A 23,960-nucleotide genomic window follows, 5' to 3' on the forward strand; every position below is an offset into this window, starting at 1 on the left:
GGATCAGTGCGGCGCGGGCGGGGTCAGGTGGGCTACCGCGCCGATCTCCAGGGCTGCCCAGACCGCGCCGTCGGGGGTGACCGTGAGGCCGTGGGGTTCGGACGCCGGGGTCGGCAGGTCGTGGGCGGTGACGTAGCCGTCGGGGTCGACGTGGCCGATGCGGTTGGCGCCCCACTCGGTGAACCAGCAGCCGCCGGCCGGATCAGCGACGATCGCGTGCGGGCGGGCCTCCCGGTCCGGCAACGGGATCTCGTCGATCCGCCCGTCCGGCGTGATCCGGCCGATCTGCCCGGCGACGATCTCGACGAACCAGAGCGCGCCGTCGCCGCCCCGGGTGATGCCGACCGGTCCGGCCGCCTCGGTGGGCAGCGGATGCACCGTCACCGACCCGTCCAGGCCGACCCGGGCGATCGCGTTCGCCTGGTTGAGCGTGAGCCAGAGCGCGTCGTCCGGCCCGGCGGCGATCATCGACGGGAAGCCCTTCTCGACCGGCAGCGGGAAGGACGTGACCTCCCCGTCGACGCCCACCCGGCCGACCGTGTCGTCGTTCATGCCGGCGTACCAGAGCGCGCCGTCCGCACCCACCGCCAGCCCGCACGGGCCGCAGCCGGGCGGCAACGCCACGGAGCTGGTCTCGCCGTCGACGGTGATCCGGCCGAGGCGGTCGTCGCCCGAGCGGGTGTACCAGAGCGCGCCGTCGGGGCCGCCGGCGATGATCAGCGGACGGCTGCCGGGCGGGTCGTCGCGGTAGGTCCGCACCTCGCCGTCGAGGCCGAGCCGGGCGACGCCGCCGGAGCCGGCCAGCGTCAGCCAGAGCGCCCCGTCGCGCCCGACCGTGATCGAGTACGGCCCGGAGCCCGGCCCGGTGAGCGGGATCTCGCGGATGGCGGGCTGTGTCATCGAGTGGCCTTTCGTCGGGTTTCACCCAGCCTTGCGGACGCTCCGGCGTGCCGGCAACGCGAATAAAACGGGCCTTCCGGGCGGGATTGCCAGCTCGCTGACAGGTTCGCCACGGGTTGCCCTCAGTTCCGGCGACCACTGTCGGTGACGTCATCGCACCACCACCGAACAGGAGAATCGCATGATCCGCACGATGTCGAAGAAGCACCTGCTGGTCGGCCTGGCCGCCGCCGGTGTGCTCGGCGTCGGGATCGCCGCCCCGACGGTGGCGCTCGCCGACGACAAGAGCCCGAACCCGTCTTCGAGCGCCAGCAGCAGCACCGACCAGGGTGACGACCGCCGCCAGAAGCACGCCGACCGGCAGGCCGAGTTCGCCGAGGCGCTCGCGAAGGAGCTGGGCGTCCCGACCGACAAGGTGACCGCGGCGCTGGAGAAGCTGCACGAGCAGCGGCAGGGCGACCGCCCGGAGCGGCCGGAGCGGCCGTCGGCCGAGGACCGGCAGGCCGCGCTGAAGGAGCGGCTGGACCAGGCCGTCACCGACGGCAAGCTCACCCAGGAGCAGGCCGACGCGGTGCTCAAGGCCGCCGAGGCCGGCGTGTTCCCGGGCCCGGGCAAGGGCGGCCACGACGGCCGGCCCGGCCACCACGGCAAGGGCGGCGACAAGGCCGACAAGGGCGCCGAGGCCGAGCAGGAGGGCCAGGGCGGCAAGTGACGTGGTGGCCCCGCCGCCCCTCACCGGCCGTTCCCTCCTCCTGGCCGGAGCTGAGCGGGGCCACCCCCGGTGGCGGTGCCCGGACGGGCACCGCCACCGCGCCGTTCCCGTCGCGGTACGGCGACGGCATGTTGCCTGCCGCTGCTTCACTGTGCTCGGTTACTCACAAGGAGTAGACGAGCGGCGGGCACCACGTGGACCTGTTCTTCAGCAGCATCGAGCGCGCCTTCGATCTGCTCCGGCAACGCGCGCCCTGGTTCTCGCTGGCGATCGCGACGCTCGGATGGCTGGCCGCGACAGCCGCCTTCATCTGGCTGAACCGGTGGGAGTCCGACGGTTCGACGTCGCTGGGCGTGCAGTGGTCGTCAGTTGCTCCTCTCGTCCTGCCCCCGCTGCTGTTGCTGCTGATCGTCGGCATCCGCGGCATCGCCGGTGTACCGCCGGTGGCGTGGCCACTGGGCTTCGTGTCCCTGGTGGCTGCCAGTACCGCGTTCGGGATCACCTACGCCGGCAGCAGATGGGGCGGCGGGTACGGCTGGATCGCCTCACTGTGGGGCTTCCTGTACGTCCAGGTGTTCGTGGTCGTCGTCGCCAGCGTCGACGAGCTGGCCCGGCGGCGGCGTCACGGCCCCGGCGGCTACCGCCACCCCGACGACGAACGCCGTACGCGCCGCCGTCTGCTCCAGGTGAAGACGCTGATCGCGGCGGCCGGCCTGGTGACCGTCCTCGCCGGTCTCCGGCCGGACGGCTTTCTGAACCGGTTCGGCGAGGCGGGCGACGACCTCCGGCTCGGCGGCTCGGGCACACGGGTGGCCGACGTCGTCGTTCTGCTCGTTCCGCTGCTGGTGCTGGCCCTGTTCGTCCGCCACCGGTGGACTGCACGGGCAGCGGCTCTCGCCACCGCCGTCTCCGTCGGGCTCGCCGTGTTCGCGCTCCCCGCGCGGCAGCGCGCCGACACCGCACTCCAGTACGGGTGGCTGGTCTTCACCGTGCTGTATCTGCTGCTCAAGGCCGCCAACAGGAAGTACTGGCCGGCATGGCCCCGTCCGACGGCAGCCGGCGCGCCACACCTGCCGCGCGCCATCCCGCGATCTGGGGACCGCGACCACGCCGCCGACATGGGGTGGATCTTCGTCTCCGTGCTGGTCTACGCCGTCTCCTGCTGCACTGGCTAGCTCTCATCCGTGCGGCCGGGTGCGGTTGAGGGCGACAACCGCACCCGGGCCGCGCTGTCAGCCCTCGGCGGGCGGGCTGAAGACCCCGAACAGGTTGCCCGAGGGGTCACGCAGCATGGCACGCACCAGGCCGGCCGGCGTGGTCACCGGCGCCGTCAGTACGGTGCCACCGGCCTTCTCGGCCCGGCGGCAGGTCTCCGCCACGTCGTCCACCTGGGCGTAGAAGGTCGCGTAGTTGCCGTCGTCGGTGTCCCGGATCGCGCCGCCGATCCCCCGCTCACCGCCGGCCGCCGTCTGCCGGTACGACCCACCCGGGCCGCCCTGCTCGAAGCTCCAGCCGAACATCTCGGAGTAGAACCGCTGCACCTCGTCGGGGCGGTCGGAGCCGATCTCGAACCAGGCCACTGGCGTACTGGACATGCTTCCTCCTGGGATTCGCGCCGGCGGTCGGCCGGCGTCGTCAGGATTCAGCCTTGTACCGGGCCACGACAGCGTCCTGTCGGTGTTTCCACCCGGATCAGACCAGGCTGAGCGGGCGCACCCGGTCGACCGGCACGTCGAGGTCACCGGGACGCAGCTCCCGGGTCACCGGCTCGGCCAGCGGGTGCACCGAGGTGATCCGGTCGGTGCGGAAACAGCGCAGGCCGTCGCGCAGGCGGCACCAGGCGACCAGGTACCAGTGCACCGAGTTGCCCAGGTAGGCAAGCGGCTCCACGTCGCGCGCCGAATCGGCGCCGCCGCGGTCGGCGTACCGCAGGCGCAGCACCCGCCCGGCGGCGACCGCGTCGGCGACGGCGGCCGGGACGGGCGTGCCCGGCCCGTCGCCGACCAGGTGCACCCGGCCGGCGAGCCGGTGCGCCTCGGCAACGGCTGCGGGCGGCATCACCGCGACCAGCTTGCGCAGCGCGGCGCCGGCCGCCGGGGCGAACGGGGAGCCGCCGAGCCGGTGCAGCGCGACGGCCATCGCCACCGCCTCGGCCGGGGTCAGGTTGACCGGCGGCAACGTGCGCGCCCGGTCGACCACGTAGCCGCCGGTGCGGCCCGGCTCGGCCCAGATCGGCACCCCGGCGCCCTGCAACGCGGAGATGTCACGCTCGACGGTGCGGGTGCTCACCTCGAAGCGGCGGGCCAGCCAGCTCGCGCTGCGCGGGCGCGGCGACACCGCCCGCAGTTCCTCGACCAGGGCGTAGAGACGGTCGGTGCGGTTCACCCCCGGACGCTAACCCGGGGGTACGACACCACTCAGGCGATGCAGGCGCAGACGATCAGCGCGGCGCCGAAGTGGGTGGCGGCGCTGACCCGGGCCGCCGGGTGCGGCTCGTCGGCGGCGATGACGTCGCCCAGCTTGCCCGGGGTGAGCAGGTCCAGCACCAGGAACGCCAGCGCCATCACCAGCAGGCCGACCAGCCCGAACACCACAGTGGACGCGAGTCCCTTGGTGAACGAGCTGTAGCTGGTCAGCACGGCGGTGAAGACGATGCCGGCGATGCCGAGCTGGTTGGCGGCGAGCAGCAGCGCGGCGTTGCCGTTGCGGCGTACCCAGATCAGCTCCCGCAGCCTGCCCGGGGTGAGCAGGTCGACGAGCAGGAATCCGGCGGCCATCAGCGCCACCCCGACGATCCCGAACACGATGCTCTGCCACGCCCCGTCGAGCAGATCTCCCAGCACCAACGCCTCCCCGGCTCACGCCGCCCGGCGGAGGTGCCGGGGCGGTGCCGCAGACGATAGCGGCACCGCGCCAGCGTGATCTAGAGCGACAGGTAACGCTGCCGCTCGTACGGGGTGACCTCGCGGCGGTACTGCTCCCACTCGGAGCGCTTGTTGCGCAGGAAGAAGTCGAAGACGTGCTCGCCGAGCACCTCGGCGACCAGCTCGGAGCCCGCCATCACGTCGATCGCCTCGGCCAGGTTCTCCGGCAGCGCCTCGTACCCCATGGCGCGGCGCTCGGCGCTGCTCAACGACCAGACGTCGTCCTCGGCGCCCGGGGGCAGCTCGTAGCCCTCCTCGATGCCCTTGAGGCCGGCGCCGAGCATCACCGCGAACGCCAGGTAGGGGTTGGTCGCGGAGTCCAGCGAGCGGACCTCGACCCGGGCCGAGTTCGGCTTGCCGTACGCGGGCACCCGGACCAGCGCGGACCGGTTCAGGTGACCCCAGCAGACGTACGCCGGGCTCTCGGTGATCCGGTCCGGCAGCGCCTGCGGGAACAGCCGCTTGTACGAGTTGACCCACTGGTTGGTGACGGCGGTGTACTCGCGGGCGTGGGTGAGCAGCCCGGCGATGAACGACTTCGCGACCTTGGAGAGCTTCATCGGGTCGCCGGCGTCGTGGAACGCGTTGCGCTCCCCCTCGAACAGCGACAGGTGGGTGTGCATGCCGTTGCCGGGCTGGTCGGTGAACGGCTTCGGCATGAAGCTGGCCTGCACACCGGTGGAGAGCGCGACCTCCTTCACCACGTGCCGGAACGTCATGATGTTGTCGGCGGTGGTGAGCGCGTCGGCGTAGCGCAGGTCGATCTCCTGCTGGCCGGGGGCGACCTCGTGGTGGCTGTACTCCACCGAGATGCCGATCCGCTCCAGCGCCAGCACGGCCTGGCGGCGGAAGTCCCGCGCCACGGCGTGCGTGGTGTGCTCGAAGTAGCCGCCGGTGTCCACCGGGATCGGCACCGAGCCGTCCTGCGGGCCGTTCTCCAGCAGGAAGAACTCGATCTCCGGGTGGGTGTAGAAGGTGAAGCCCTTGTCGGCGGCCCGGGAGAGCATCCGGCGCAGCACGTGCCGCGGGTCGGCCCAGGACGGGCTGCCGTCGGGCAGCGAGATGTCGCAGAACATCCGGGCGCTCTCGCCGCTGACGCCGCCCTCGAACGGGAAGACCTGGAACGTGGTCGGGTCCGGCATGGCGACCATGTCCGACTCGAAGACCCGGGCGAAGCCCTCGATCGCGGAGCCGTCGAAACCGATGCCCTCGTCGAAGGCCGCCTCCAGTTCCGCGGGGGCCACCGAGACGCTCTTGAGCGTGCCGAGCACATCGGTGAACCACAGCCGGACGAAACGGATGTCCCGCTCTTCCAGCGTACGGAGGACGAACTCCTGCTGACGGTCCACTTCCACCCCTCGTGACACGTACGTCCGCACCGGTCGGGCCGGCCCGGCCTGACCGCCCAGTCTCCACCGGGCTCGTTACGCCGACGTTACGCCCTCCCCGGCCGGCCGTCCCGCCGTGTCCACCGGGCTGGGACACGCGGGGCCGCGGTACCCGTCTGCCGCAACCGGTCGGATTCGGCCGGGACGCCTGGGGGAAGATGGGGACATGCCCACCCTGCGTCTCGCCCTGTGCCAGGTCAACCCGACGGTAGGCGACCTCGCCGGCAACGCCGGCCTGGTCCGCGCGTGGAGCCGTCGGGCCGCCGACGCCGGCGCCCAGCTCGTCCTGTTCCCCGAGCTGATGCTCACCGGTTACCCGGTCGAGGACCTGGTGTTCCGCCGCTCGTTCGTGGCCGCGTCCCGCGCCGCGCTGCACCGGCTCGCCGCCGACCTGGCCGCCGACGGCCTCGGTGACCTGCCGGTGCTGGTCGGCTACCTGGACGCGGACGGCCCTCCGCAGGTCAGCTCCGACGCCCAGCCGGGCCGGGGCGCCCGCAACGCGGCGGCGGTGCTGCACCGGGGCGAGGTGGTGGCCACCTACTTCAAGCACCACCTGCCCAACTACGGCGTCTTCGACGAGGACCGCTACTTCGTCGCCGGCGACACGCTGACAGTGGTGCGCGTCGGCGGGGTGGACGTGGCGCTGACCATCTGCGAGGACCTGTGGCAGGCCGGCGGCCCGTTCGCGGTGGCCCGGGAGGCCGGCGTCGGGCTGGTGCTGAGCATCAACGGCTCGCCGTACGAGCTGAACAAGGACGACGTGCGGCTGCCGCTGGTGCGCCGGCGCGCCGCCGAGGCCGGGGCCGCCATCGCGTACGTGAACATGGTCGGCGGCCAGGACGAGCTGGTCTACGACGGCGACTCGATGATCGTCGCCGCGGACGGCACGCTGCTGACCCGGGCGCCGCAGTTCGTCGAGCACCTGCTGGTGCACGACCTGGAGCTGCCGGCGGCGACCGGGGCGCCGGGCGAGGCCGGCGCGCTGACCGACGGGATGCGCGTGGTCCGCCACGAGATCCCGGCGATCCCGGCCGCACCGCCCGGCCCGGCGGCCGACGGCGGGATCATCGAGCCGGTCGCCGACGAGGCCGAGGTGTGGCACGCGCTGGTGCTGGGCCTGCGCGACTACATCGACAAGAACCGCTTCCCCTCGGTGGTGCTCGGCCTGTCCGGCGGCATCGACTCGGCGGTGGCGGCGGCCATCGCGGTGGACGCGGTCGGCCCGGACCGGGTCGTCGGCGTCTCGATGCCCAGCCAGCACTCCTCCGAGCACTCCCGCACCGACGCCGAGGACCTGGCGAAGCGGACCGGCCTGGACTACCGGGTCGAGCCGATCCAGCCGATGGTGGACACGTTCCTGGCGAACATGTCGCTGTCCGGGGTGGCGGTGGAGAACCTCCAGGCCCGGGTACGCGGCGTGATCCTCATGGCGCTGTCGAACCAGGAGGGCCACCTGGTGCTCACCACCGGCAACAAGAGCGAGCTGGCGGTGGGTTACTCGACGCTCTACGGCGACTCGGTGGGCGGCTACAACCCGGTCAAGGACGTCTGGAAGACGCTCGTGTGGCGGCTGGCGAAGTGGCGCAACGCCGACGCGGTACGGCGCGGGCAGACCCCGCCGATCCCGGAGAACTCGATCGGCAAGCCGCCGTCGGCCGAGCTGAGCCCCGGCCAGCTCGACAGCGACACACTGCCCGACTACGACGTGCTCGACCCGATCCTGATCGGCTACGTCGACGGCGACCTGGGCCGCGACGGCCTGGTCGAGTCCGGCCACGACCCGGCGGTGGTGGACAAGGTGCTGCGGATGGTGGATACCGCCGAGTACAAGCGACGGCAGTCGGCGCCCGGCACCAAGATCTCCATGAAGGCGTTCGGGCGGGACCGGCGGCTGCCGATCACCAACCGGTGGCGCGAGGACGGCTGACCGCTCCCCCGGCCGGGGAGTGACATCCTCCACTCCGACCTGCCCGCGGCCCGCCGCCCGGTGCGACGATCGCGGGGAACCCGGGGACCGCGTGCGCGGCCTCGAGGAAGGAGATTGTCATGGTGGAGTCCACCCCGGCCGAGGTGACCGCCCTCTACGGCGGGCCGGCCACCCGGCGGGTACGCACCCGCGACCTGATCGCCGCCAAGGAGCGCGGCGAGCGGTGGGCGATGCTGACGTCGTACGACCAGTACACGGCCTCGATCTTCGACCAGGCGGGGATCCCGGTGCTGCTGGTCGGCGACTCGGCGGCGAACAACGTCTTCGGCTACGAGACCACGCTGCCGGTGACCGCCGAGGAACTGCTGCCGCTGGTGCGTGCCGTGGTCCGCGCCACGAAGCACTCGCTGATCGTCGGTGACCTGCCGTTCGGCTCGTACGAGGAGGGGCCGGCGCAGGCGCTGCGCACCGCGGTGCGGTTCATGAAGGAGGGCGGCTGCCACGCGGTGAAGCTGGAGGGCGGGCGGCGCTGTGCCGCCCAGATCGAGGCGATCACCGGCGCCGGCATCCCGGTGATGGCGCACATCGGCTTCACCCCGCAGAGCGAGCACACGCTCGGCGGCTACCGGGTGCAGGGCCGGGGCGAGGCGGCCGAGGAGGTGCTCGCCGACGCGCGGGCGGTGGCCGAGGCGGGCGCGTTCGCGGTGGTGCTGGAGATGGTGCCGGGTGAGGTGGCCAAGCGGGTCACGGCCGAGCTGCCCATCCCCACCGTCGGGATCGGGGCCGGCCCGGACACCGACGGGCAGGTGCTGGTCTGGCAGGACATGGCCGGGCTGCGGACCGGCCGGGCGCCGCGCTTCGTGAAGCGCTACGCCGACCTGGCGGGCGCGCTCACCGACGCCACCCGCCGGTTCGCCGACGAGGTGCGCGGCGGCGAGTTCCCGGCGGCCGAGCACACGTTCTGAGGTCGGTACGGCGGGAGCCGGCGACGGCCGGCTCCCGCCGCGCCGGTCAGAGGTCGGTGACGCGGATGCCGGCGTGCGCCTTGTAGCGCTTGTTGATCGCGATCAGGTTGGCGGTGAACGCCTCGATCTGGTGGGCGTTGCGCAGCCGTCCGGCGTAGATGCCCCGCATGCCGGGGATCCGCGCGGCCAGCGCGCCGACCACGCCCACGAGTTCCCGGTCCTCGGTGCAGATCAGCACGTCCAGGTCGATCCGGTCGATCTCCGGGTCGGCCAGCAGCGGCGCGCTGACGTGGTTGAACGCGGCACACACCCGGGACTCGGGCAGCAGCGCGGCGGCCTGCTGCACGGCGCTGCCCTCGGCGACGTCGAGCGCGTACGGCCCCTGCTTGTCGAAGCCGAGCGGGTTGACGCAGTCCACCACGATCTTGCCGGCCAGCGGTCCGGCGAGTGCGGCGACGGTGGCCGCGTGCCCGTCCCACGGCACCGCCACGATCACCACGTCGCTGCGCCGGGCGACGTCCTCGTTGTCGCCGCCGGAGACGACGGCACCCTCCGGTACGTGCGGCAGGGCGGCGATCTCGGCGGCGGCCTGGGTGGCCCGCTCCGCGGTGCGGGAGCCGATCAGCACGGTCTGCCCGGCCCGGGCGAACCGGTAGGCGAGACCCCGTCCCTGGTCGCCGGTGCCACCGATGATGCCGACGGTCAGCCCGGAGACGTCGGGCAGCGTGGTCGCGTCGTAAGCCATGGGCTCATCCTCGCAAAGCGGGGGCACGTGCGGTGCATCCCGATGCTGTGACAATGGCCGCGCTGGTCACGCCCGTTCGAAGGTGACCCGGCGCTGGGCCGGGTCGGCGGCGGTGAGGCGTACCCGGACGCGTTCGCCCAGCGGCAGCTCGCCGGTGCAGCGGGCACGCACCGGCGGCTCGTCGAGCGCGATGGTGCCGCCGGGCGGGCGGCCGGGGCGGCCGTTGCCCGCCGGGCGCGGTTCGTCCACGTCGAGCACCGCCGCCTCGAACGTCTCCCCCACCCGGTGTGCGAGCAGCACCGCCTCGGCCAGTTCCACAGCGCCCCGGGTGGCGGCGCCCGCCGTGCGGTCGGTCGCGGCCATCACCTCGGGCAGCTTCGGCAGCGCGGCCCGGACCTGCTCGGGCACCTCGCGCCCCTCGTGCAGCGCCAGGCAGACCTCGGTGGCGTAGCGGTCGGCCAGCCGTCGCAGCGGCGCCGTGACGTGCGCGTACGCGGCCGCCACCCCACCGTGCCCGGGCTGCTCGGGCAGTTCCCCGTCGAAGGCGGTGTACGCGGCGCCGCGCATCAGCTCGGCGGCCTGGTCGACGAAGGCGGCCACCCGGGGCTGGGAGGTGTCAAGGCCGTCGAGCACCTGGCCCACCGGTGTGCCGTCCGGCCAGGGCACGCCGAGCGGGCCGGCGGCGAGCCGCAGCCGCTCGACCGCCTCCGGGCGGGGGCGGGGCATGGTGCGCAGCAGCCCGATCCGGCCGGCCAGCATGATGTCGGCCGCGGCCATGCCGGTCAGCAGCGAGATCTGCGCGTTGTGCTCCTCCATCGGGCCGGGGCCGCGCAGCACCAGCCGCCAGCCGTCGCCGTCGGGTTCGACGTCCTGCTCGGGCAGCGGCAGGTTGATCGCGCCCCGGCTCAGGCCGCGCGCGGTGAGCAGCGCCCCGATCTCGGGCAGCAGGGCGATCGGCTCGGGCAGCCGGCCGGCGTCGGCGTCGCGCTGCACGCCGCCGTAGTCGAGCTTGGCCCGGCTGCGCACCAGCGCCCGTTCCAGCGTGACGGCGACGGTGCCGCCGTCGGCGTCCAGGTCGACGGTCCAGAGCACGGCGGCCCGGTCGGCGTCGGGCAGCAGGCTGGCCGCTCCCTCGCTGAGCGTGTGCGGGTGCAGCGGCACGTTGCCGTCGGGCAGGTAGACCGTCTGCCCCCGGCGCCACGTCTCGGCCTCCAGGTCACCGCCGAGGCGTACGTGGGTCAGCACGTCCGCGATCGCGTACCGGACGCGGTAGCCGCCGCCGGGACGCCGGGTGAGGTGCATGGCCTGGTCGAGGTCGCGCGAGGTCGCCGGGTCGACGGTGACGAACGGGATGTCGGTCCGGTCGGCGACCGCCGGTGGCGGCGCGGCGGCGGCCGCGTCGGCCTCGCGCTGCGCCGCGGCCGGGAAGCTCTCGGGCAGTCCCAGCTCGCGGCGCAGCGCGCCGAAGTCGATACGGGGCGCCAGTACGCGTCGGATCACCACGCGGTCAATCCTGACAGCGCCCCGCACGTTCCGCTCCCCGGGAGGGAGCGGTGTCCGCGGCGTCAGGCGCGGCGGGCCGGCGCCTTGCGTGCGGTGGTGCTCTTCGCGGCGGTGCTCTTGCGGGCCGGCGCCTTCTTCGCGGCGGTGGTCTTCTTCGCCGTGGTGGTGGTCTTGCGCGCGGTCGTGGTCTTGCGCGCGGGCGCCTTCTTCGCCGCCGCCTTGCGCGCCGTGGGACGCGTCGAGGCGGTGGTCTTCTTCGCCGGCGCCTTCTTGGCCGCCGTCGTCTTCTTCGCCGCCGTCGTCTTGCGGGCCGGCGCCTTCTTCGCGGTGGCGGTGGTCCGGGCCGTCGTGGTCTTCCGGGCCGCTGTGGTCTTCTTCGCCGCCGCCGTCTTCTTGGCCGCCGTGGTCTTCTTCGCGGTCGTCTTCTTCGCCGTGGTCTTCTTGGCCGGCGCGCTCTTGGCGGCGGCCCGGCCGGCCGGTGCCGTACGGGCAGCGGTCTTCTTCGCCGTCGTCCTGCTGGTGGTGGCCTTGGTGGCCGGCGCCTTGCGGGCCGCCGACACGACCTTCCTGGCGGCTGCCTTCTTGGCCGCCGCCTTCTTCGCCGGTGTCCGTCCGGCGCCGGCGCCCGAGGCGTTCGGCGACGCCTTGGTGACCGTCGTCGTCCTGCCCGCGGCGGTCCTCTTCGCGGTCGTCCGTTTCGCGGCCGGGCGGGTGGCCTGCTGTGCTTCGGCCATCTCGGTTCCCTTTCCTGGGGACGTGCTCCCGCCCTCGCGGGAGCACGGATCACCTCGACGCGGGCCCTCCCGCGCCGTCTAGCGGCCCTCCCCGGCCCAACGGGCGTCCTCGGCGTCCCACGCGTCGTTCCGCTCCCGCACCGTCTGCAGGGCGTTGTCCGCGTCGGCGGCTGAGGCGTACGGTCCGAGAACGTGCTTGGCGGGGCACACGTCGGCATCGGTCTCGACCCGGTGGTGTCGCGTGCACCAGTAGTAGTGCCCACCACTTCCGTCGTCGCTCATGCGATCACTGTGCACCGGGAACCGCCCGGCCGCCACCGGAACGGCACAAATAGTCACGTCCTTCTCCACATTAGACCTGGTCGGGGCGGTTGCGGCGGGGAACGGCGGAAGACCCGGAGATGCCCGCACTCGTCCGAACGGCCGGTACCGGCGCGGGTGGGAACCGGACAGGATCGGCGCTCGTGATCACCACGACGACGGGCACGGGGGCCTGTCCGCGATGCGGCGCGACGCCGGTGTCGCTGGACGGGGCGTTGCCCTGGTGTGCCGGCTGCGACTGGAACCTCGACACCTACGACGCGCGCCGCCAGCCGCCGGAGTTCGGCTGGACATGGGTCGACCGGCGGACCCACCGGCTCGCCGCGCGCCTCACCCGCCAGCAGTACGCCACCCTGCTCGGCCGGTCGCTGGAGTCGACCGGGCCGGGGTTCACCGGCGTCCTCGTCGCCGGCATCTCGGTACTGCTCCTGCTCGGCGTGGCGGGACTCGCCGTGGCCGGGGTGTGGCTGCTGTTCGCGTACCCATTCCCGAACCTCGCGGTGGTCGGCGGCGTGGCGCTCCTCGCGCTCGCGGTGGCGCTGCGGCCGCGTTTCGGCCGGCTCGACCGGGACCTGGACGTGCTGACCGAGCGGGAGGCGCCGCAGCTGCACGCCCTGGTCCGGGAGGTGGCCGCAGCGGTGGGCGCGCCGATGCCGCACGTGATCGGCGTCGACGGCGACATCAACGCGTACGCGACGTCGGTGGGACTGCGCCGGCGGCGCGTGCTCGGTCTCGGGCTGCCGCTGTGGGGTGCCCTGGACGGACCGGCGCGGGTCGCGTTGCTGGGCCACGAGCTGGGCCACTTCGTCAACGGCGACGTACGCCGGGGGCCGGTGACCCAGCCGGCGCTGACCATGCTCGGCAACGCCGCCGACCTGTTCCGGCCCCGGGGCGGGTCGGACGGCGGCGGGCTGCTGGTGATGGTCGGCGAGTGGCTCGGGCACCTGGCGTCCTGGACGCTGTCGCGGCTCCTGTTCGCCGGGCACGTGGTGCTCGTCGCCACCGCGCTGCGGGAGAGCCAGCGGGCCGAGTACCTGGCCGACGAGATGGCCGCCCGCGCCGGCGGCACGGCGGGCGCGACCCGGCTGCTGGACACGCTGCTGCGGACCGACTCGGTGGCCACGGCGGTGCGCAACGCGGTTCGCGGCGGCCACGGGCCGGACACCTGGCGGGTGGAGACGGGACGCGCGCTGGACGCGGCGGCCGGGCGGCTGTCGCTGGAACGCCAGCTCACCGTCCGGGAGGACACCTCACTGTTCGCCACCCACCCGCCGACCGGCCTGCGGCACCGGATGCTCGGCGCGCGGCCCTGGCAGGACCCGGCGGTGACGCTCACCGAGGAACGGGCCGCGCGGATCGACGCCGAGCTGGCCGGGCACTACGAGCGGGCCGGCCGGGCGCTGAGCTGGAACGCCTGACGGTCAGGCGGGGGCCGGTACGGGCGCCGGACCGGGTACGGCGGCAGGCGCCGGACGGGCCGCCGCGATCGCGTACGTCAGGGCGTAGGGCGTGCAGGCCAGGTGGAACATCGGCTCGACGAGCACCCGGTCGGTGATGAGGAACCGTTCCCACCCGGTCGGCCGGGGCAGCCCGAACGACGAGTCGGTCCAGCAGGTGAGCAGCCAGAGCGGCGCGGAGATCCGGTCCACCGAGTCCGGCGGCAGGCCGTCCGCCACGGGTGCGGTGGCCGGGATCGAGGTGACCACCGCGAGCACCACCGCCGCGTCGGCCGCCACCAGCGCGCCGAGCAGCCCGGCCGACCACGCGGCCCGGACCCGGCCCCGGCGCGCCAGCGCCCCGGCGGCCCAGAGCGCCGGGACCAGCAGCGCCAGCCAGAGCAGCAGCCCGGGCACGCTCTCCCGGACGCGGCTCTCGCCCCGGGCGGCGAGCAGCGCCAGCGTGGCGGTCACCGTCGCGGCGATCGGCAGCACCACGCCGAGCGCGGTGGGCAGCGCCCCCACGCGTACGGTCCGGCGCGCGGCCCGGCCGACGACGAGCGCGAGCGCCACGCCGAGCAGCGCGGTGAGCGCCGACCAGGTCGGCAACTGCGCGGCGGCGGCCCACGGCACGCGCATCTCCAGCCACCCGTGGGTCAGGCCCATCACCGCGCCCGCCAGCACGAGAACGGCGACGCAGGCCGGCGGCGCGAGCAGCAACACCACCGCGGTACGCCCCAGCCGCCGCGTCCCGGCCCGGCCGGTCAGTGGCGGGGCGGCCCGGCTGGCGGCCAGGCTCGCGGCGAACCGGAGCATCCCCCACCGCCGGCCGGTCCGGGCCAGCTCGTGCAGCTCGGCGGCCCACTCCCGGGCCAGGCCGGCACGCAGCTCCGCCGGCCAGCGGCGCACCGCGACCCGCAGCAGCAAGGCGGCCACCCGCCGGGTCACCACGCGGGTGCCCCGGCCGGTTCCGCGCCGGCACGCTCAACGGGTACGAGGGCACGCAGCTCGGCCAGTGCCAGCCGGGCCGACCGGATGCCCTCGCCGGTCAGCCGGTAGTAGCGGCGGGCCGGGCGGCCGGCGGCGACCGGGTCGACGTCCTCCCAGTCGGCGACGAGCCAGCCGGCCGCCTGGAGGCGGTGCAGCACCGGATAGAGCGTCCCGCTGGACAGGCCGGTGAACCGCATCAGGTCGAGGCCGTAGCGCGGCGCCCCGGGCTCGGCGAGCAGCGCCGAGAGCACCTTCGCCACCGGAACGGTCAGTCGCACGGGCACACTCTAACGGAACTCTACATAGGGTGGCTGCCCCGCCGTAGCAGGACGAACGGTGATCGGCAATGGACGGCGCGGTCTTCCTGCCGGGACCGGTGGCCGGTCCGGCGGGGACCGCTCAGGTGGATCACCAGGGACCCGGATGCAGGCCGCTGCTCCATATGCGAGCCTCGACTGACGAATTCGCTGTCCGCCTTGCTTCCGGCGGACAGTGGCCCGAGCTGGGGAGAGAAAATCGTGGGCAACCTTGACATCGCGCTGAAGAACGCGATGAACATCGACGGCGCGATCGGGGCCGCGCTCGTCGACTACACCAGTGGCATGACCCTCGGCGTCGCCGGGGGCACCGGCGAGATCGACCTGACGGTCGCCGCCGCCGGCAACACCGACGTGGTACGCGCCAAGCTGCGCACCATCGAGATGCTCAAGCTCGACGACGAGATCGAGGACATCCTGATCACGCTCGGCAGCCAGTACCACCTGATCCGCCCGCTGAGCAACCGCACCGGCAAGGGCCTGTTCCTCTACCTGATGGTGAGCAAGAGCCGGGCCAACCTCGCGATGGCGCGGCACCAACTGCGCACGATCGAGGAGAGCCTGGAACTGTGAGCCGGGTGGACGACCTCCCCCGCCGTACGCGCGCCCAGGCCGGCACCCTGCCGCCACCACGGGCGCTCCCACAGTCGCTGGCCGGCAACCCGGCGCTGCCCTACCCGGCCATCGCCCAGGAACTCTCCGCCCTGCGGTTGCAGATCCCCGGCGTGCACGGCTGCGTCCTCGGCGGCGTCGACGGCCTGCTCGTCACGCACAACCTGCAGAACGGCGCCGACCCGGACGACCTGGCCGCGCTCGCCGCCACCATGTACGGGCTCGGCCGCCAGGTCGGGTCGCGGCTCGGACAGGGCGACTTCCAGCAGTCCACGGTGCGCAACGCGGGCGGCTACCTCAGCGTGTACGCGATCAACGGGCAGGCGCTGCTCGCCGTGATCGGCACGGACAGCATCAACGTGGCGCGGCTGCACCTGCACGCCCCGACCACGGCGGCCCGGCTCGCCGAACTGCTCGACGGGGCCGCTCCGGCCACGTCCTGACGTACGCCGGTCGTCCCGGTCCCACCCGTCCGGACCGGAGGCGGCCGGCGTACCCCCGGTTTCTGTGGCGCGGCGGTCGCGCGTCTTGTTCGGTGGCCGCCCCGGCGGGGTCGCGTGCTTTGGCGCGGCGGTCGCGCGTCTTGTGCGGTGGCCGCCGCCTGGCGCGGTCGCGCGCTCGGCGCGGCGGTCGCGTGGTGCGGCGGTGGGTGCGGCGGGTCAGACGCCGAAGCGGCCGGCCCACGTGGTCACGTCGGCGACGGTGGCGTTGCCGCCGCAGACCACCAGGCCCAGCCGGGCGTCATCCCCCACCCGCTCGATCACCCGGCGGGCGGCGGGCAGCAGGCACCCGGCGGCCGGCTCCGCCCACACCTTGGCGTGCTCGGCCAACTCGACAGTGCCGCGCACCGCCTCGGCGTCGGAGACCACGAGAACGTCGCTGACCAGCGCCGTCACATGGTCGTAGGTGAGCTGCGAGACGCTCGGCGCGCTGAGCGTGGTGACGATCGACGACAGCGGCACCTCGACCGGGCCGCCCTTCGCGATCGCCTGCGACATCGCCTGCGCGCCCTCGGTCTCCACGCCCCAGACACGTACCCCCGGCCGGCGCGCCCGCAGCGCCGCCGCCACACCCGAGATCAGCGCGCCCCCGCCGATGCTGACCAGCACGTCGGTCAGCTCACCGGCGTCGTCGGCGAACTCCAGCCCGACAGTGCCCTGCCCGGCGAGCACAATCGGGTCGTCGAACGGGTGCAGCAGCGTCACGCCCTCGTCCCGCAGCCGGTTCATCAGCGCGAACGCGCCGGCCATGTCCTCGGTCAGCCGCACGTCCGCCCCGGCGGCGCGGGCCACGTCGACCGCGCGCGCCGGCGCCGTGCGGGGCATGACCACTGTCGCCGCAACGCCGAGCGCGCCCGCCATCACCGCGACCGCGATGCCGTGGTTGCCGCCGCTCACCGCTACCACCCCGGCCGCCCGCTCCGCGTCGTCCAGCGCGAGCAGCTTCGCCGCCGCGCCCCGGGCCTTGAACGAGCCGGTACGTTGCAGCAGCTCCAGCTTGGCGGTGACCGGCACGCCGAGCAGCTCGGTCAGCCCTGGGCTGGGCACGGTCGGGGTGTGCACGACGACGTCGGCGATCCGTTCGGCGGCCGCCTGGATGTCCGCAAGCTCGATCACCACCGCAGCGTGCCACACCAGCCCGCAAACCCCGCGCCGTCCCCGCCGCGCGCCCTCGTGGCCCGCGCTCGTGGGCCGCGCTCGTGGCCCGCGCTCGTGGCCCGCGCTCGTGGCCCGCGCTCGTCGATCTTGGAGTTGTGGTGCCTGTGATGCCCCATCCGCGAAGTTCGAGAGGTGCCACAACTCCAAGATCGGCGGCTGGAGCTGGGGGCGGCCGTTCGGTCGCTGTCACGATCGGGTGGCAGCCACCTCGGCGTCGCTGCGGAGGATGCAGAACTCGTTGCCCTCCGGGTCGGCGAGCACCACCCAGCCGGTGCCGTCAGAGTTGCGCCGATCGGCCACCACTGCCGCGCCCAGCCCGGTCAGCCGGGCCAGTTCCTCGTCACGCGTCCCCTCGACCGGGCGCAGGTCGAGGTGGATACGGTTCTTGACCTGCTTCGCGTCCGGCACCTCGATGAACAGCAGCCGGTGCCGCCCGTCCCGCGAGTAGATCATGCACTCCTCATGGCCCGGCTCGTTCGGGTCGTCCGGGTCCTCGCGGTAGTCGAGAACTGATGCCCACCAGCGGGACAGAGCGTAGGCGTCGGCACAGTCCACGGTGGTGTGGGACACGTAGGAGGTCATCACTGGATCATCGCAAGGTCTGGCGGGAGATGTTCCACCGCGCCGAGGGCGGGTACTCCCGATCGTGCGCATCGACATCGACGAACCGACGGCCGCAGAGCTGTTCTGGGAGGGCATGCGGGAGGTGGCAGCCGGCGCAGCCCGGCATCAGGACGACGAGCTGTACCGGGCGATCGTCAAGATCGGCCGGGGTGCGCTGGCTCAGGGCGGCGAGCTGGTGCCGCAGTGCGGCCTGTTCCTCCGGTGCCCGGTATGCGAGGCGGTGGCGGGCCAGCGGTGCATCAACGTGCCGAGTCACCCGCTCCGCGAGAACCTCCTGCATCCGGAGCGTGCCGAACTGGCCGGGATGGCACTGCGGGGAGAGACGCCGCTTCCTCCACCACTGCGGGATGAGTGAGCTGGTTCGAGATCGAACGGCGACGCGACCACTGCCGGCGTGAATCGACCCGATCCGCGCGCTCGGGGTCGACAGCCTCGACCGTTCACAACACGTCGCCGGCCGCCAGTCCGGCATCGAGCGCGGCCAGGAAGTCCAGCAACTCACGGCGTGCGGCCTCGTCATGTGTGCGGTGGTTCAGGAAGTCCGACGTGACGCGATGGGCGCGGTCCTCGACCACCTCGATCAGCTCGGCCAGTTGAAGGCGGGCCTCGATCACCGCGGCCGAACCCGCCTGACGGCACCAGTCCTCGATGAGAGCGGGGTCGGTGGAGACGGCGTCGATCCCGCAGCACCCGCGAACGCACTCGACCTCGCAGAAGACGACGCACTTGCGCAGGGGCGACGGCACTTCGACCGACACGTCTGCCATCGCCGCCCTCTCCCTGTGCCCGCCGACGGTGACGGGTAGCCGATGCTAGCGCCGCCACCGCGTACCGCTCCTGCGAATTCGGCGGCCGACCCGGAGCCAGGCGACGGACGAGTCGGCCTGCACGCCGGCTCCGTACTGTGGCAGTCATGTCACGCGGCCTGCCTCTCCTCCTGCTGGACGTCGACGGGGTTCTCAACCCGTTCGGGGCAGACCGCTGCCCATCCGGCTACGAGGAGTTCGACTTCTTCCCCGACGAGGAGCCGGTACGACTGTGCCGCGCTCACGCGGCCTGGCTCCGGGATCTGGGTGACCGGTTCGACATGGTCTGGGCGACCGGGTGGGGCGCCGAGGCGAACCAATTCCTCGCGCCGGTGCTACAACTTCCAGAGCTACCCGTGATCGGCTTTCCTCCGATCCCGTTCGAGCCACGGGAGAAGGTGCCTGCCATCGCCAGCTATGTCGGCTCACGGCCTGCGGTGTGGATCGACGACGCGTTGACGCCGGAGGCACATGCCTGGGCCGAGGGGCGCGAGGCAGCGACGCTGCTGGTCGACGTCGACCCGGCAGAAGGGCTGACTCAAGCCGTGGTCCGCCGGGCGCTTTCGTGGGCTGAGAACTTGCGTGGCGGCGAGCGGAGTTGGTGACAGCAGCATCTGAGCACGTCGATCGAGCGAGGCAGCGCCATGCTGGGGGTGTTCGATCCTGCGGTAGCGGCGGTACTGCCCGATTTCACGACCGACCACGGCAGCGAGAGCGACGTGAGCAGCGACGTAACGACAGCGCTGTGGCGCCCCATGGGACAGCAGGGACTCCGCCTCGTCCGCGAGGCAGGCGGACGCAGGTGGCCGGCGCTCCGGCCACACCAAACCCACCTCTTCCCGATGCTCGACGAGGACTTCGCGATCAGGGCTGCGCAGAACTGGAACCTGTTCGGACCCGTGCGCTACGTGGCCCGCTTCCACGTCGAGACAGGTTTCCTGGGCCGCTACTCGACGCGGTCCTTCGGCGGATCCGCCACTCCGATGCTGTGGGTTGCAGCCGAGGAACTCGACGAGTTCAACGCGCACATCGTCGGTTCGATCGAGGTCGTCCACGAGTTCCGATAGCGGGTGACCGGGAGGCAGCCGTCGGATGATCCCGACCACGGGCGGCCAGTTGGGCTGGACGACGCCGCGCGGAGGCAGCACCGCCGAGACGAAGGGTACGTCGTCTCGGCCAGGGGTATACCGCTGTCACGGAAGCTCTTCTCCGGCAGCCGAGCCGAACAGGCTGTCGTTGCTTGCGCGGTATCAGGTCATCGCTGAGTCGAGTCCCCGATCTTCCGCCACACACCGCCGAGATCAGGGCGTCGTCAGGGCGTCCGGGCTGCGCGGAAGCGGGCCGGACCGGCCGCTTTGACGGTCAGTCGTCGAACTCGAAGCCGCTCGCCTCGGCGTCCCTGATCAGCCGCCGCATGCGTTCGCCGTCGGTGGCAACCGCGGTCATCCGCGCTTCCAGCTCTTCCAGCGCCCCTCGGTCCGTGCCGTAGGCGCAGAACGTGTCACCCTCGCAGGCGTAGACGAATCTGCCATCAAGCGACTGAGCCTCCGTGCTGACGAGAACCTGCGCCACGCCCTCCCAGAAGTACCCGTTGGGCTCGTGATCGAGTTCTTCAATCAGGTCGTCGACCGGCGTCGTCCCCGCGTTCAACAGGAGCGAATACTCACCGGGCGTCGTCTCGATCATGAGAAACAAGGTCATCGGGGGAGCCTGGCAGCCGTCGGTAGCCGGCGACAAGATCCTGGCGGTCGCTCTCACGATGGCGGGCCCGCACCAGGCTCGAACAGGCGGTCGACGGCCTGCCGGGTGCGTTCCTCGCCGGCCTGGGCGGTGAGCCACCGGCAGCCGCCGAGACACCGCCCCACAGCCAGAGCTCAGTTCAGCGCGAGTTCGTCCGGGAAGCGCTCGTGAAGCGCTGCGACCGCATGCTTCAGGCAGTAGTCGAGGCTGTGGCCGTCAACCCTGATCGACGCACCATCGAGTCGCTGACCCGAGATCACCACGGTCCAGGGCTTGCGCTCCCGCTCCCCGTCAATCTTGACCAGCCCGACCAGGCCCATCTCCCCCAGGTGCGCCAGCAACTCCGGCACGCACTCGTCCCACCTCATCCACGAATGGGAACACCAAGACCGCTACGGAAGCCAGCGGCTCGGCCAGGTCGTGGGTCAGGGCTTCTGCGAGCTGGTGGGCGACGGACGAGTCGACCTGTACGCCGGATTCTGTGACCGGCGCGCCCGTAGGCGCACCGGCGGCGGCCATCCATCTCGGCCTGCCGTTGCCGGCAGGCTCCAGCGGCCTACCCGCAGACATCGGGCGGGCAGCCCTCAGGCGTCTGCGCGGGTCGTCATCTTGCGGTGACGGCCCTTTCTTGGCCTTGCTCCGGGTGGGGTTTACCGAGCCACCCCGGTCACCCGGGGTGCTGGTGGGCTCTTACCCCACCGTTTCACCCTTACCGTCCCGTTACGGGCCGGCGGTCTGTTTTCTGTGGCACTGTCCCGCGGGTCACCCCGGGTTGCCGTTAGCAACCACCCTGCCCTGTGGAGTCCGGACGTTCCTCGGCGACGGGCCGGAGCCCGTCGACGCGACCGCCCGGTCGACTCGTCCGTCGCGCCCTCATCCTAACGACGCACCCGCCGCGCCCATTTCCACCCCGGCCACCAAGGCTCGCCCGCCATTTCGGGGAGGTGGCGGCATCAACCGGCCCTCGATACAGCCACTTCCCCGAGCTGGCGACGGAACCGGCCGACCCACAAGCCCACCAGCCTGCCCGGCCACTACGCGGCCCGGGACCGGGACCGACTAGCCTCGGGGGACTATGGATCTCTCCGACGCCGCGCTCCTGGTCGCCGCCGGCCTCGCCGCGGGCACCGTCAACGCGGTGGCCGGCGGTGGCTCGCTGATCACGTTCCCGGCGATGATCGCCACCGGCCTGCCGCCGGTGGCGGCGAACGTCTCGAACTCCGTGTCGGTCTTTCCCGGGTACGTGGCGAGCGTGGCGGGCAGCCGGGTGGACCTGCCGCGCGGGCGGGAGCTGTGGTCGCTGCTGCCCACCGCCGTACTCGGCACGATCGCCGGGTGCGCGCTGCTGCTTGCCACGCCGGCTCGGGCGTTCGAGCTGGTGGTGCCGTTCCTCGTGCTGGGCGCGACCGCCGTACTGGCGTTCCAGGGGCCGCTGCGCCGGCTGGTCGGCCATCCGGAGCGGCTGGGCGCGCGCCGCCGTACCGTCACGGTGCAGACCATGGTCGCGGTCGGCACCGTGTACGGCGGCTACTTCGGCGCGGCCCTCGGGGTGATGCTGGTGGCCGGGTTGGCGCTGGTGCTGGACGCGACGCTGGCCCGGGTGTCGGCGGTGAAGAACCTGCTCTCCGCAGTGGTGGGGCTGACCACGCTCGTGGTGTTCGCGCTGTTCGGCCCGGTGAACTGGGCGGCCGTCGCGGTGGTCGCGCCGGCCACCCTGTTCGGCGGGTACGCGGGCGCGCGGCTGGCCCGCCGGCTTCCGCAGGTGGTGCTGAAGACGGTGATCGTGGTGTTCGGCACGGCCATCGGGTTCTACCTGCTGTGGCGGGCGCTGACCTGACGCCGGCAGGCCGGAGCCGGGCCGGGGCCAGAGTCAGTCCCGGTCAGTACGCCTCCCCCACCGGTTCCTCCGGTGCGTGTTCGGCGCGGCGGGCGGCGCGGTTCCAGATGACCCGTTCGCCGTAGCCGGCCGCCATCAGGTGGCCGAACGCGAGGTAGGCGAGCACACCGGCGGCGAGCACCCCGAAGCCGACCCAGAACGGCAGCGCCAGGCTGTGTTCGGCGAGCTTGCCGGAGATGATCGGCGCGGGCGCGGCGGCGCCCCAGCGGACCAGGTTGAACGCGCCGGTGGCGACGCGCCGGTCGGCGGAGCCGAGCCCGAGCGCCAGGTCGGTCAGGTTGGCGTTGGCGAGGCCCATGAACAGGCCGGCGACGACCAGGACGACGAGCGACATGGCGGTGCCGGTGGAGGTGGCGAACAGGACCATGCAGACCAGCAGGCCGAGCAGGGCGACGCCGACGGTCTGCACGGCGCCGATGCGGTGGGCCAGCCGGTGCCCGATCAGGAGGATGCCGGCGGCCAGGCCGAGGCCCCAGCCGGTGAACGCCAGGCCCAGCGGGATGATATCGAGGCGCAGGAACAGCGGCGTGTAGCCGAGCACGACGAAGAAGACGAAGTTGTACGCGGCGGTGACCACGCAGAGCGTCACGAACGCGGGCCTGCGGTAGGTGGCGAAGATCTGGCCGACGCGTACCGGTGGTTGCTTGTGGGCGGGTTCGCGCAGCTTGCGGGCGGCGACGCCGAGCGCCAGCACCATGAACACACCGCAGACGAAGAACGGCAGCCGCCAGCTCACCTCGCCGAGCAGGCCGCCGATCAGCGGGCCGACCGCGAAGCCGAGCCCCAGGGCGGTCTCGAACAGGCCGACCACCCATTCCCTGTCGTTGGCCAGGTTGACCAGCACCACCATGGCGGTGGCGAAGAACATCGCGTTGCCCAGGCCCCAGACGCCGCGCAGCACGGAGAGCTGCACGATGTCGTTGCTGAACGAGGCGAGGATGGCGGCCAGGCCGACCACCGAGACGCCGGTGACGAGCACCGGCTTGAAGCCGAACCGCCCGCTGGCGAGCGTCGCCGGGATCATGCCGACGGCCATGACCGCGATGTACGCGGTGAAGAGCAGCTCGACCTGCCAGGCGGTGACGCCGATGGCCTCGCCGATGGCGGGCAGGATCGGGTCGACCACGGCGATGCCGGCGATGGCGAGGAACGCGACGAGCGTGGTGGCGTAGATGGCACTGCGGTTGGGCTCGGATCGGCGATCCACTCCGCAACCTCCCATATAGCTGTATCGTACAGGTATTTTTCTTGTATCATACAGCTATGAGCGAGGACGTCCACGCCGCCGAGGTCACGCTCGGCCGGATCGAAACCGAGGTCGCGCTGCTGATGCGCCTGGGCGAGGCCACCCGCCGGGGCACCGGCACGATGGAGCACCGGCTGCTCGACCGCGCCGCGTACGTGATCCTGCGGCACCTCGACGCCGCCGGCCCGCAGAACGTCTCGGCGCTGGCCGCGCGGCTGAACCTGGACGGCTCCACCGTCACCCGGCAGGTCTCCGCGCTCCAGCGCGACGGGCTGATCTCCCGTACCCCCGACCCGGCCGACGGGCGCGGCACGGTGATCTCCGCGACGGCGGCCGGGCTCCAGCGGATGGCCGCCGTCCGGGCGGCCCGCACCCGGCTGTACGGCGACATCCTCGCCGCCTGGCCCGAGGCGGACCGGGAGACACTGGCGGACATGTTGCACCGCCTCAACGAGGCGCTCGACGCGCGCAACCGCCGCCGCTGAGGCGGCCTGCGGGCCCCCGCCCGGCGGACG

29 protein-coding genes and 1 other RNA gene are annotated in these 23,960 nt (G+C 72.9%); 12 read left to right on the plus strand and 18 right to left on the minus strand.

What is annotated here, in order from left to right; genetic code table 11:
• Window positions 1-3 precede the first annotated feature (3 nt).
• Complete coding sequence (locus EAD96_RS05650; RefSeq protein WP_121683516.1) at window positions 4-900, minus strand: virginiamycin B lyase; 897 nt, start codon at window positions 898-900, stop codon at window positions 4-6.
• A gap of 181 nt (window positions 901-1,081) precedes the next feature.
• On the opposite strand from EAD96_RS05650, the gene EAD96_RS05655 reads away from it, so the two are divergent.
• Both EAD96_RS05655 and EAD96_RS05660 read left to right on the plus strand, forming a co-directional pair.
• Complete coding sequence (locus EAD96_RS05655; RefSeq protein ID WP_121683517.1) at window positions 1,082-1,612, plus strand: hypothetical protein; 531 nt, start codon at window positions 1,082-1,084, stop codon at window positions 1,610-1,612.
• Window positions 1,613-1,806: 194 nt separating this feature from the next.
• Window positions 1,807-2,787, plus strand: a complete 981-nt coding sequence (locus tag EAD96_RS05660) for a hypothetical protein (RefSeq protein WP_121683518.1) — start codon at window positions 1,807-1,809, stop codon at window positions 2,785-2,787.
• A gap of 57 nt (window positions 2,788-2,844) precedes the next feature.
• On the opposite strand, the gene EAD96_RS05665 is transcribed toward EAD96_RS05660, so the two are convergent.
• The 4 genes from EAD96_RS05665 to glnA form a co-directional block, all read right to left on the minus strand.
• Window positions 2,845-3,207, minus strand: a complete 363-nt coding sequence (locus EAD96_RS05665; protein WP_121683519.1) for a VOC family protein — start codon at window positions 3,205-3,207, stop codon at window positions 2,845-2,847.
• Window positions 3,208-3,304: 97 nt separating this feature from the next.
• The gene (locus EAD96_RS05670; RefSeq protein ID WP_120568709.1) at window positions 3,305-3,997 is read right to left on the minus strand and encodes a YafY family protein; all 693 of its coding nucleotides are present in this window, start codon (window positions 3,995-3,997) and stop codon (window positions 3,305-3,307) included.
• Between the two features lie 32 nt (window positions 3,998-4,029).
• Entirely contained in the window at window positions 4,030-4,455 is a 426-nt protein-coding gene (locus EAD96_RS05675; protein ID WP_120568708.1) for a DUF350 domain-containing protein, read from the minus strand.
• 80 nt (window positions 4,456-4,535) lie between these two features.
• The gene (gene glnA, locus EAD96_RS05680) at window positions 4,536-5,885 is read right to left on the minus strand and encodes a type I glutamate--ammonia ligase (RefSeq protein ID WP_121683520.1); all 1,350 of its coding nucleotides are present in this window, start codon (window positions 5,883-5,885) and stop codon (window positions 4,536-4,538) included.
• A 205-nt stretch (window positions 5,886-6,090) separates the two neighbouring features.
• Between glnA and EAD96_RS05685 the strand changes: the two genes are divergently transcribed.
• Together EAD96_RS05685 and panB are read left to right on the plus strand one after the other, a co-directional pair.
• Window positions 6,091-7,851, plus strand: coding sequence for an NAD+ synthase (locus tag EAD96_RS05685; protein ID WP_121683521.1), 1,761 nt, complete (start codon window positions 6,091-6,093; stop codon window positions 7,849-7,851).
• 119 nt (window positions 7,852-7,970) lie between these two features.
• Window positions 7,971-8,816, plus strand: a complete 846-nt coding sequence (panB, locus tag EAD96_RS05690; RefSeq protein WP_047891539.1) for a 3-methyl-2-oxobutanoate hydroxymethyltransferase — start codon at window positions 7,971-7,973, stop codon at window positions 8,814-8,816.
• Between the two features lie 46 nt (window positions 8,817-8,862).
• Here the strand turns inward: panB and npdG are convergent, their stop codons facing one another.
• The 4 genes from npdG to EAD96_RS05710 form a co-directional block, all read right to left on the minus strand.
• Complete coding sequence (gene npdG / locus EAD96_RS05695; protein ID WP_091421243.1) at window positions 8,863-9,561, minus strand: NADPH-dependent F420 reductase; 699 nt, start codon at window positions 9,559-9,561, stop codon at window positions 8,863-8,865.
• Between the two features lie 66 nt (window positions 9,562-9,627).
• Entirely contained in the window at window positions 9,628-11,064 is a 1,437-nt protein-coding gene (locus EAD96_RS05700) for an RNB domain-containing ribonuclease (RefSeq protein WP_121683522.1), read from the minus strand.
• A 62-nt stretch (window positions 11,065-11,126) separates the two neighbouring features.
• Window positions 11,127-11,798 carry a histone gene (locus EAD96_RS05705; protein ID WP_120568702.1) on the minus strand — a complete coding sequence of 224 codons (672 nt, stop codon included), beginning with the start codon at window positions 11,796-11,798 and terminating at the stop codon, window positions 11,127-11,129.
• 78 nt (window positions 11,799-11,876) lie between these two features.
• Window positions 11,877-12,080 carry a hypothetical protein gene (locus EAD96_RS05710; protein WP_030273123.1) on the minus strand — a complete coding sequence of 68 codons (204 nt, stop codon included), beginning with the start codon at window positions 12,078-12,080 and terminating at the stop codon, window positions 11,877-11,879.
• Window positions 12,081-12,262: 182 nt separating this feature from the next.
• Between EAD96_RS05710 and EAD96_RS05715 the strand changes: the two genes are divergently transcribed.
• Window positions 12,263-13,537: a M48 family metalloprotease gene (locus EAD96_RS05715; RefSeq protein ID WP_233585472.1), complete on the plus strand. Its 1,275-nt coding sequence runs from the start codon at window positions 12,263-12,265 to the stop codon at window positions 13,535-13,537.
• A 3-nt stretch (window positions 13,538-13,540) separates the two neighbouring features.
• On the opposite strand, the gene EAD96_RS05720 is transcribed toward EAD96_RS05715, so the two are convergent.
• Both EAD96_RS05720 and EAD96_RS05725 read right to left on the minus strand, forming a co-directional pair.
• Window positions 13,541-14,491 carry a hypothetical protein gene (locus EAD96_RS05720; RefSeq protein WP_233585474.1) on the minus strand — a complete coding sequence of 317 codons (951 nt, stop codon included), beginning with the start codon at window positions 14,489-14,491 and terminating at the stop codon, window positions 13,541-13,543.
• Window positions 14,492-14,499: 8 nt separating this feature from the next.
• Window positions 14,500-14,823: a PadR family transcriptional regulator gene (locus EAD96_RS05725; protein ID WP_121683533.1), complete on the minus strand. Its 324-nt coding sequence runs from the start codon at window positions 14,821-14,823 to the stop codon at window positions 14,500-14,502.
• Between the two features lie 240 nt (window positions 14,824-15,063).
• Here EAD96_RS05725 and EAD96_RS05730 point away from each other — a divergent pair, with 240 nt between their 5' ends.
• Window positions 15,064-15,435: a hypothetical protein gene (locus EAD96_RS05730; protein WP_013287772.1), complete on the plus strand. Its 372-nt coding sequence runs from the start codon at window positions 15,064-15,066 to the stop codon at window positions 15,433-15,435.
• Window positions 15,432-15,917, plus strand: coding sequence for a roadblock/LC7 domain-containing protein (locus EAD96_RS05735; RefSeq protein ID WP_120568699.1), 486 nt, complete (start codon window positions 15,432-15,434; stop codon window positions 15,915-15,917). Before EAD96_RS05730 ends, EAD96_RS05735 begins: the two co-directional genes overlap by 4 nt.
• Before the next feature lie 216 nt (window positions 15,918-16,133).
• Here EAD96_RS05735 and EAD96_RS05740 read toward each other — a convergent pair whose 3' ends face one another.
• Together EAD96_RS05740 and EAD96_RS05745 are read right to left on the minus strand one after the other, a co-directional pair.
• Window positions 16,134-17,090: a threonine/serine dehydratase gene (locus EAD96_RS05740; protein WP_121683534.1), complete on the minus strand. Its 957-nt coding sequence runs from the start codon at window positions 17,088-17,090 to the stop codon at window positions 16,134-16,136.
• A gap of 228 nt (window positions 17,091-17,318) precedes the next feature.
• Complete coding sequence (locus EAD96_RS05745; RefSeq protein WP_121683524.1) at window positions 17,319-17,714, minus strand: VOC family protein; 396 nt, start codon at window positions 17,712-17,714, stop codon at window positions 17,319-17,321.
• A 64-nt stretch (window positions 17,715-17,778) separates the two neighbouring features.
• Between EAD96_RS05745 and EAD96_RS05750 the strand changes: the two genes are divergently transcribed.
• Window positions 17,779-18,111 (plus strand): hypothetical protein, encoded by a 333-nt coding sequence (locus tag EAD96_RS05750; protein ID WP_121683525.1) that lies wholly within the window; start codon window positions 17,779-17,781, stop codon window positions 18,109-18,111.
• An 85-nt stretch (window positions 18,112-18,196) separates the two neighbouring features.
• On the opposite strand, the gene EAD96_RS05755 is transcribed toward EAD96_RS05750, so the two are convergent.
• Window positions 18,197-18,523: a DUF6331 family protein gene (locus tag EAD96_RS05755; RefSeq protein WP_121683526.1), complete on the minus strand. Its 327-nt coding sequence runs from the start codon at window positions 18,521-18,523 to the stop codon at window positions 18,197-18,199.
• A gap of 146 nt (window positions 18,524-18,669) precedes the next feature.
• Between EAD96_RS05755 and EAD96_RS05760 the strand changes: the two genes are divergently transcribed.
• A complete protein-coding gene (locus EAD96_RS05760) occupies window positions 18,670-19,167 on the plus strand; it encodes an HAD domain-containing protein (RefSeq protein ID WP_121683527.1) in 498 nt (165 codons plus the stop codon).
• Between the two features lie 150 nt (window positions 19,168-19,317).
• Entirely contained in the window at window positions 19,318-19,629 is a 312-nt protein-coding gene (locus tag EAD96_RS05765; protein WP_121683535.1) for an ADP-ribosylation/crystallin J1, read from the plus strand.
• Window positions 19,630-19,924: 295 nt separating this feature from the next.
• Here EAD96_RS05765 and EAD96_RS05770 read toward each other — a convergent pair whose 3' ends face one another.
• From EAD96_RS05770 to rnpB, 3 genes are all read right to left on the minus strand, one after another.
• Window positions 19,925-20,263 (minus strand): Imm51 family immunity protein, encoded by a 339-nt coding sequence (locus tag EAD96_RS05770; RefSeq protein ID WP_120573641.1) that lies wholly within the window; start codon window positions 20,261-20,263, stop codon window positions 19,925-19,927.
• A gap of 173 nt (window positions 20,264-20,436) precedes the next feature.
• A complete protein-coding gene (locus tag EAD96_RS05775; protein WP_233585475.1) occupies window positions 20,437-20,652 on the minus strand; it encodes a hypothetical protein in 216 nt (71 codons plus the stop codon).
• Between the two features lie 102 nt (window positions 20,653-20,754).
• An RNA gene (gene rnpB / locus EAD96_RS05780) (RNase P RNA component class A) lies at window positions 20,755-21,163 on the minus strand.
• A gap of 214 nt (window positions 21,164-21,377) precedes the next feature.
• On the opposite strand from rnpB, the gene EAD96_RS05785 reads away from it, so the two are divergent.
• The gene (locus EAD96_RS05785) at window positions 21,378-22,139 is read left to right on the plus strand and encodes a sulfite exporter TauE/SafE family protein (protein ID WP_121683528.1); all 762 of its coding nucleotides are present in this window, start codon (window positions 21,378-21,380) and stop codon (window positions 22,137-22,139) included.
• Between the two features lie 43 nt (window positions 22,140-22,182).
• Here the strand turns inward: EAD96_RS05785 and EAD96_RS05790 are convergent, their stop codons facing one another.
• Window positions 22,183-23,406, minus strand: coding sequence for an MFS transporter (locus EAD96_RS05790; protein WP_121683529.1), 1,224 nt, complete (start codon window positions 23,404-23,406; stop codon window positions 22,183-22,185).
• 56 nt (window positions 23,407-23,462) lie between these two features.
• On the opposite strand from EAD96_RS05790, the gene EAD96_RS05795 reads away from it, so the two are divergent.
• Window positions 23,463-23,930 (plus strand): MarR family winged helix-turn-helix transcriptional regulator, encoded by a 468-nt coding sequence (locus EAD96_RS05795; protein ID WP_121683530.1) that lies wholly within the window; start codon window positions 23,463-23,465, stop codon window positions 23,928-23,930.
• Window positions 23,931-23,960: the final 30 nt, after the last annotated feature.

It is taken from the genome of Micromonospora sp. BL1, assembly GCF_003667485.1.
Taxonomy (GTDB): domain Bacteria; phylum Actinomycetota; class Actinomycetes; order Mycobacteriales; family Micromonosporaceae; genus Micromonospora; species Micromonospora tulbaghiae.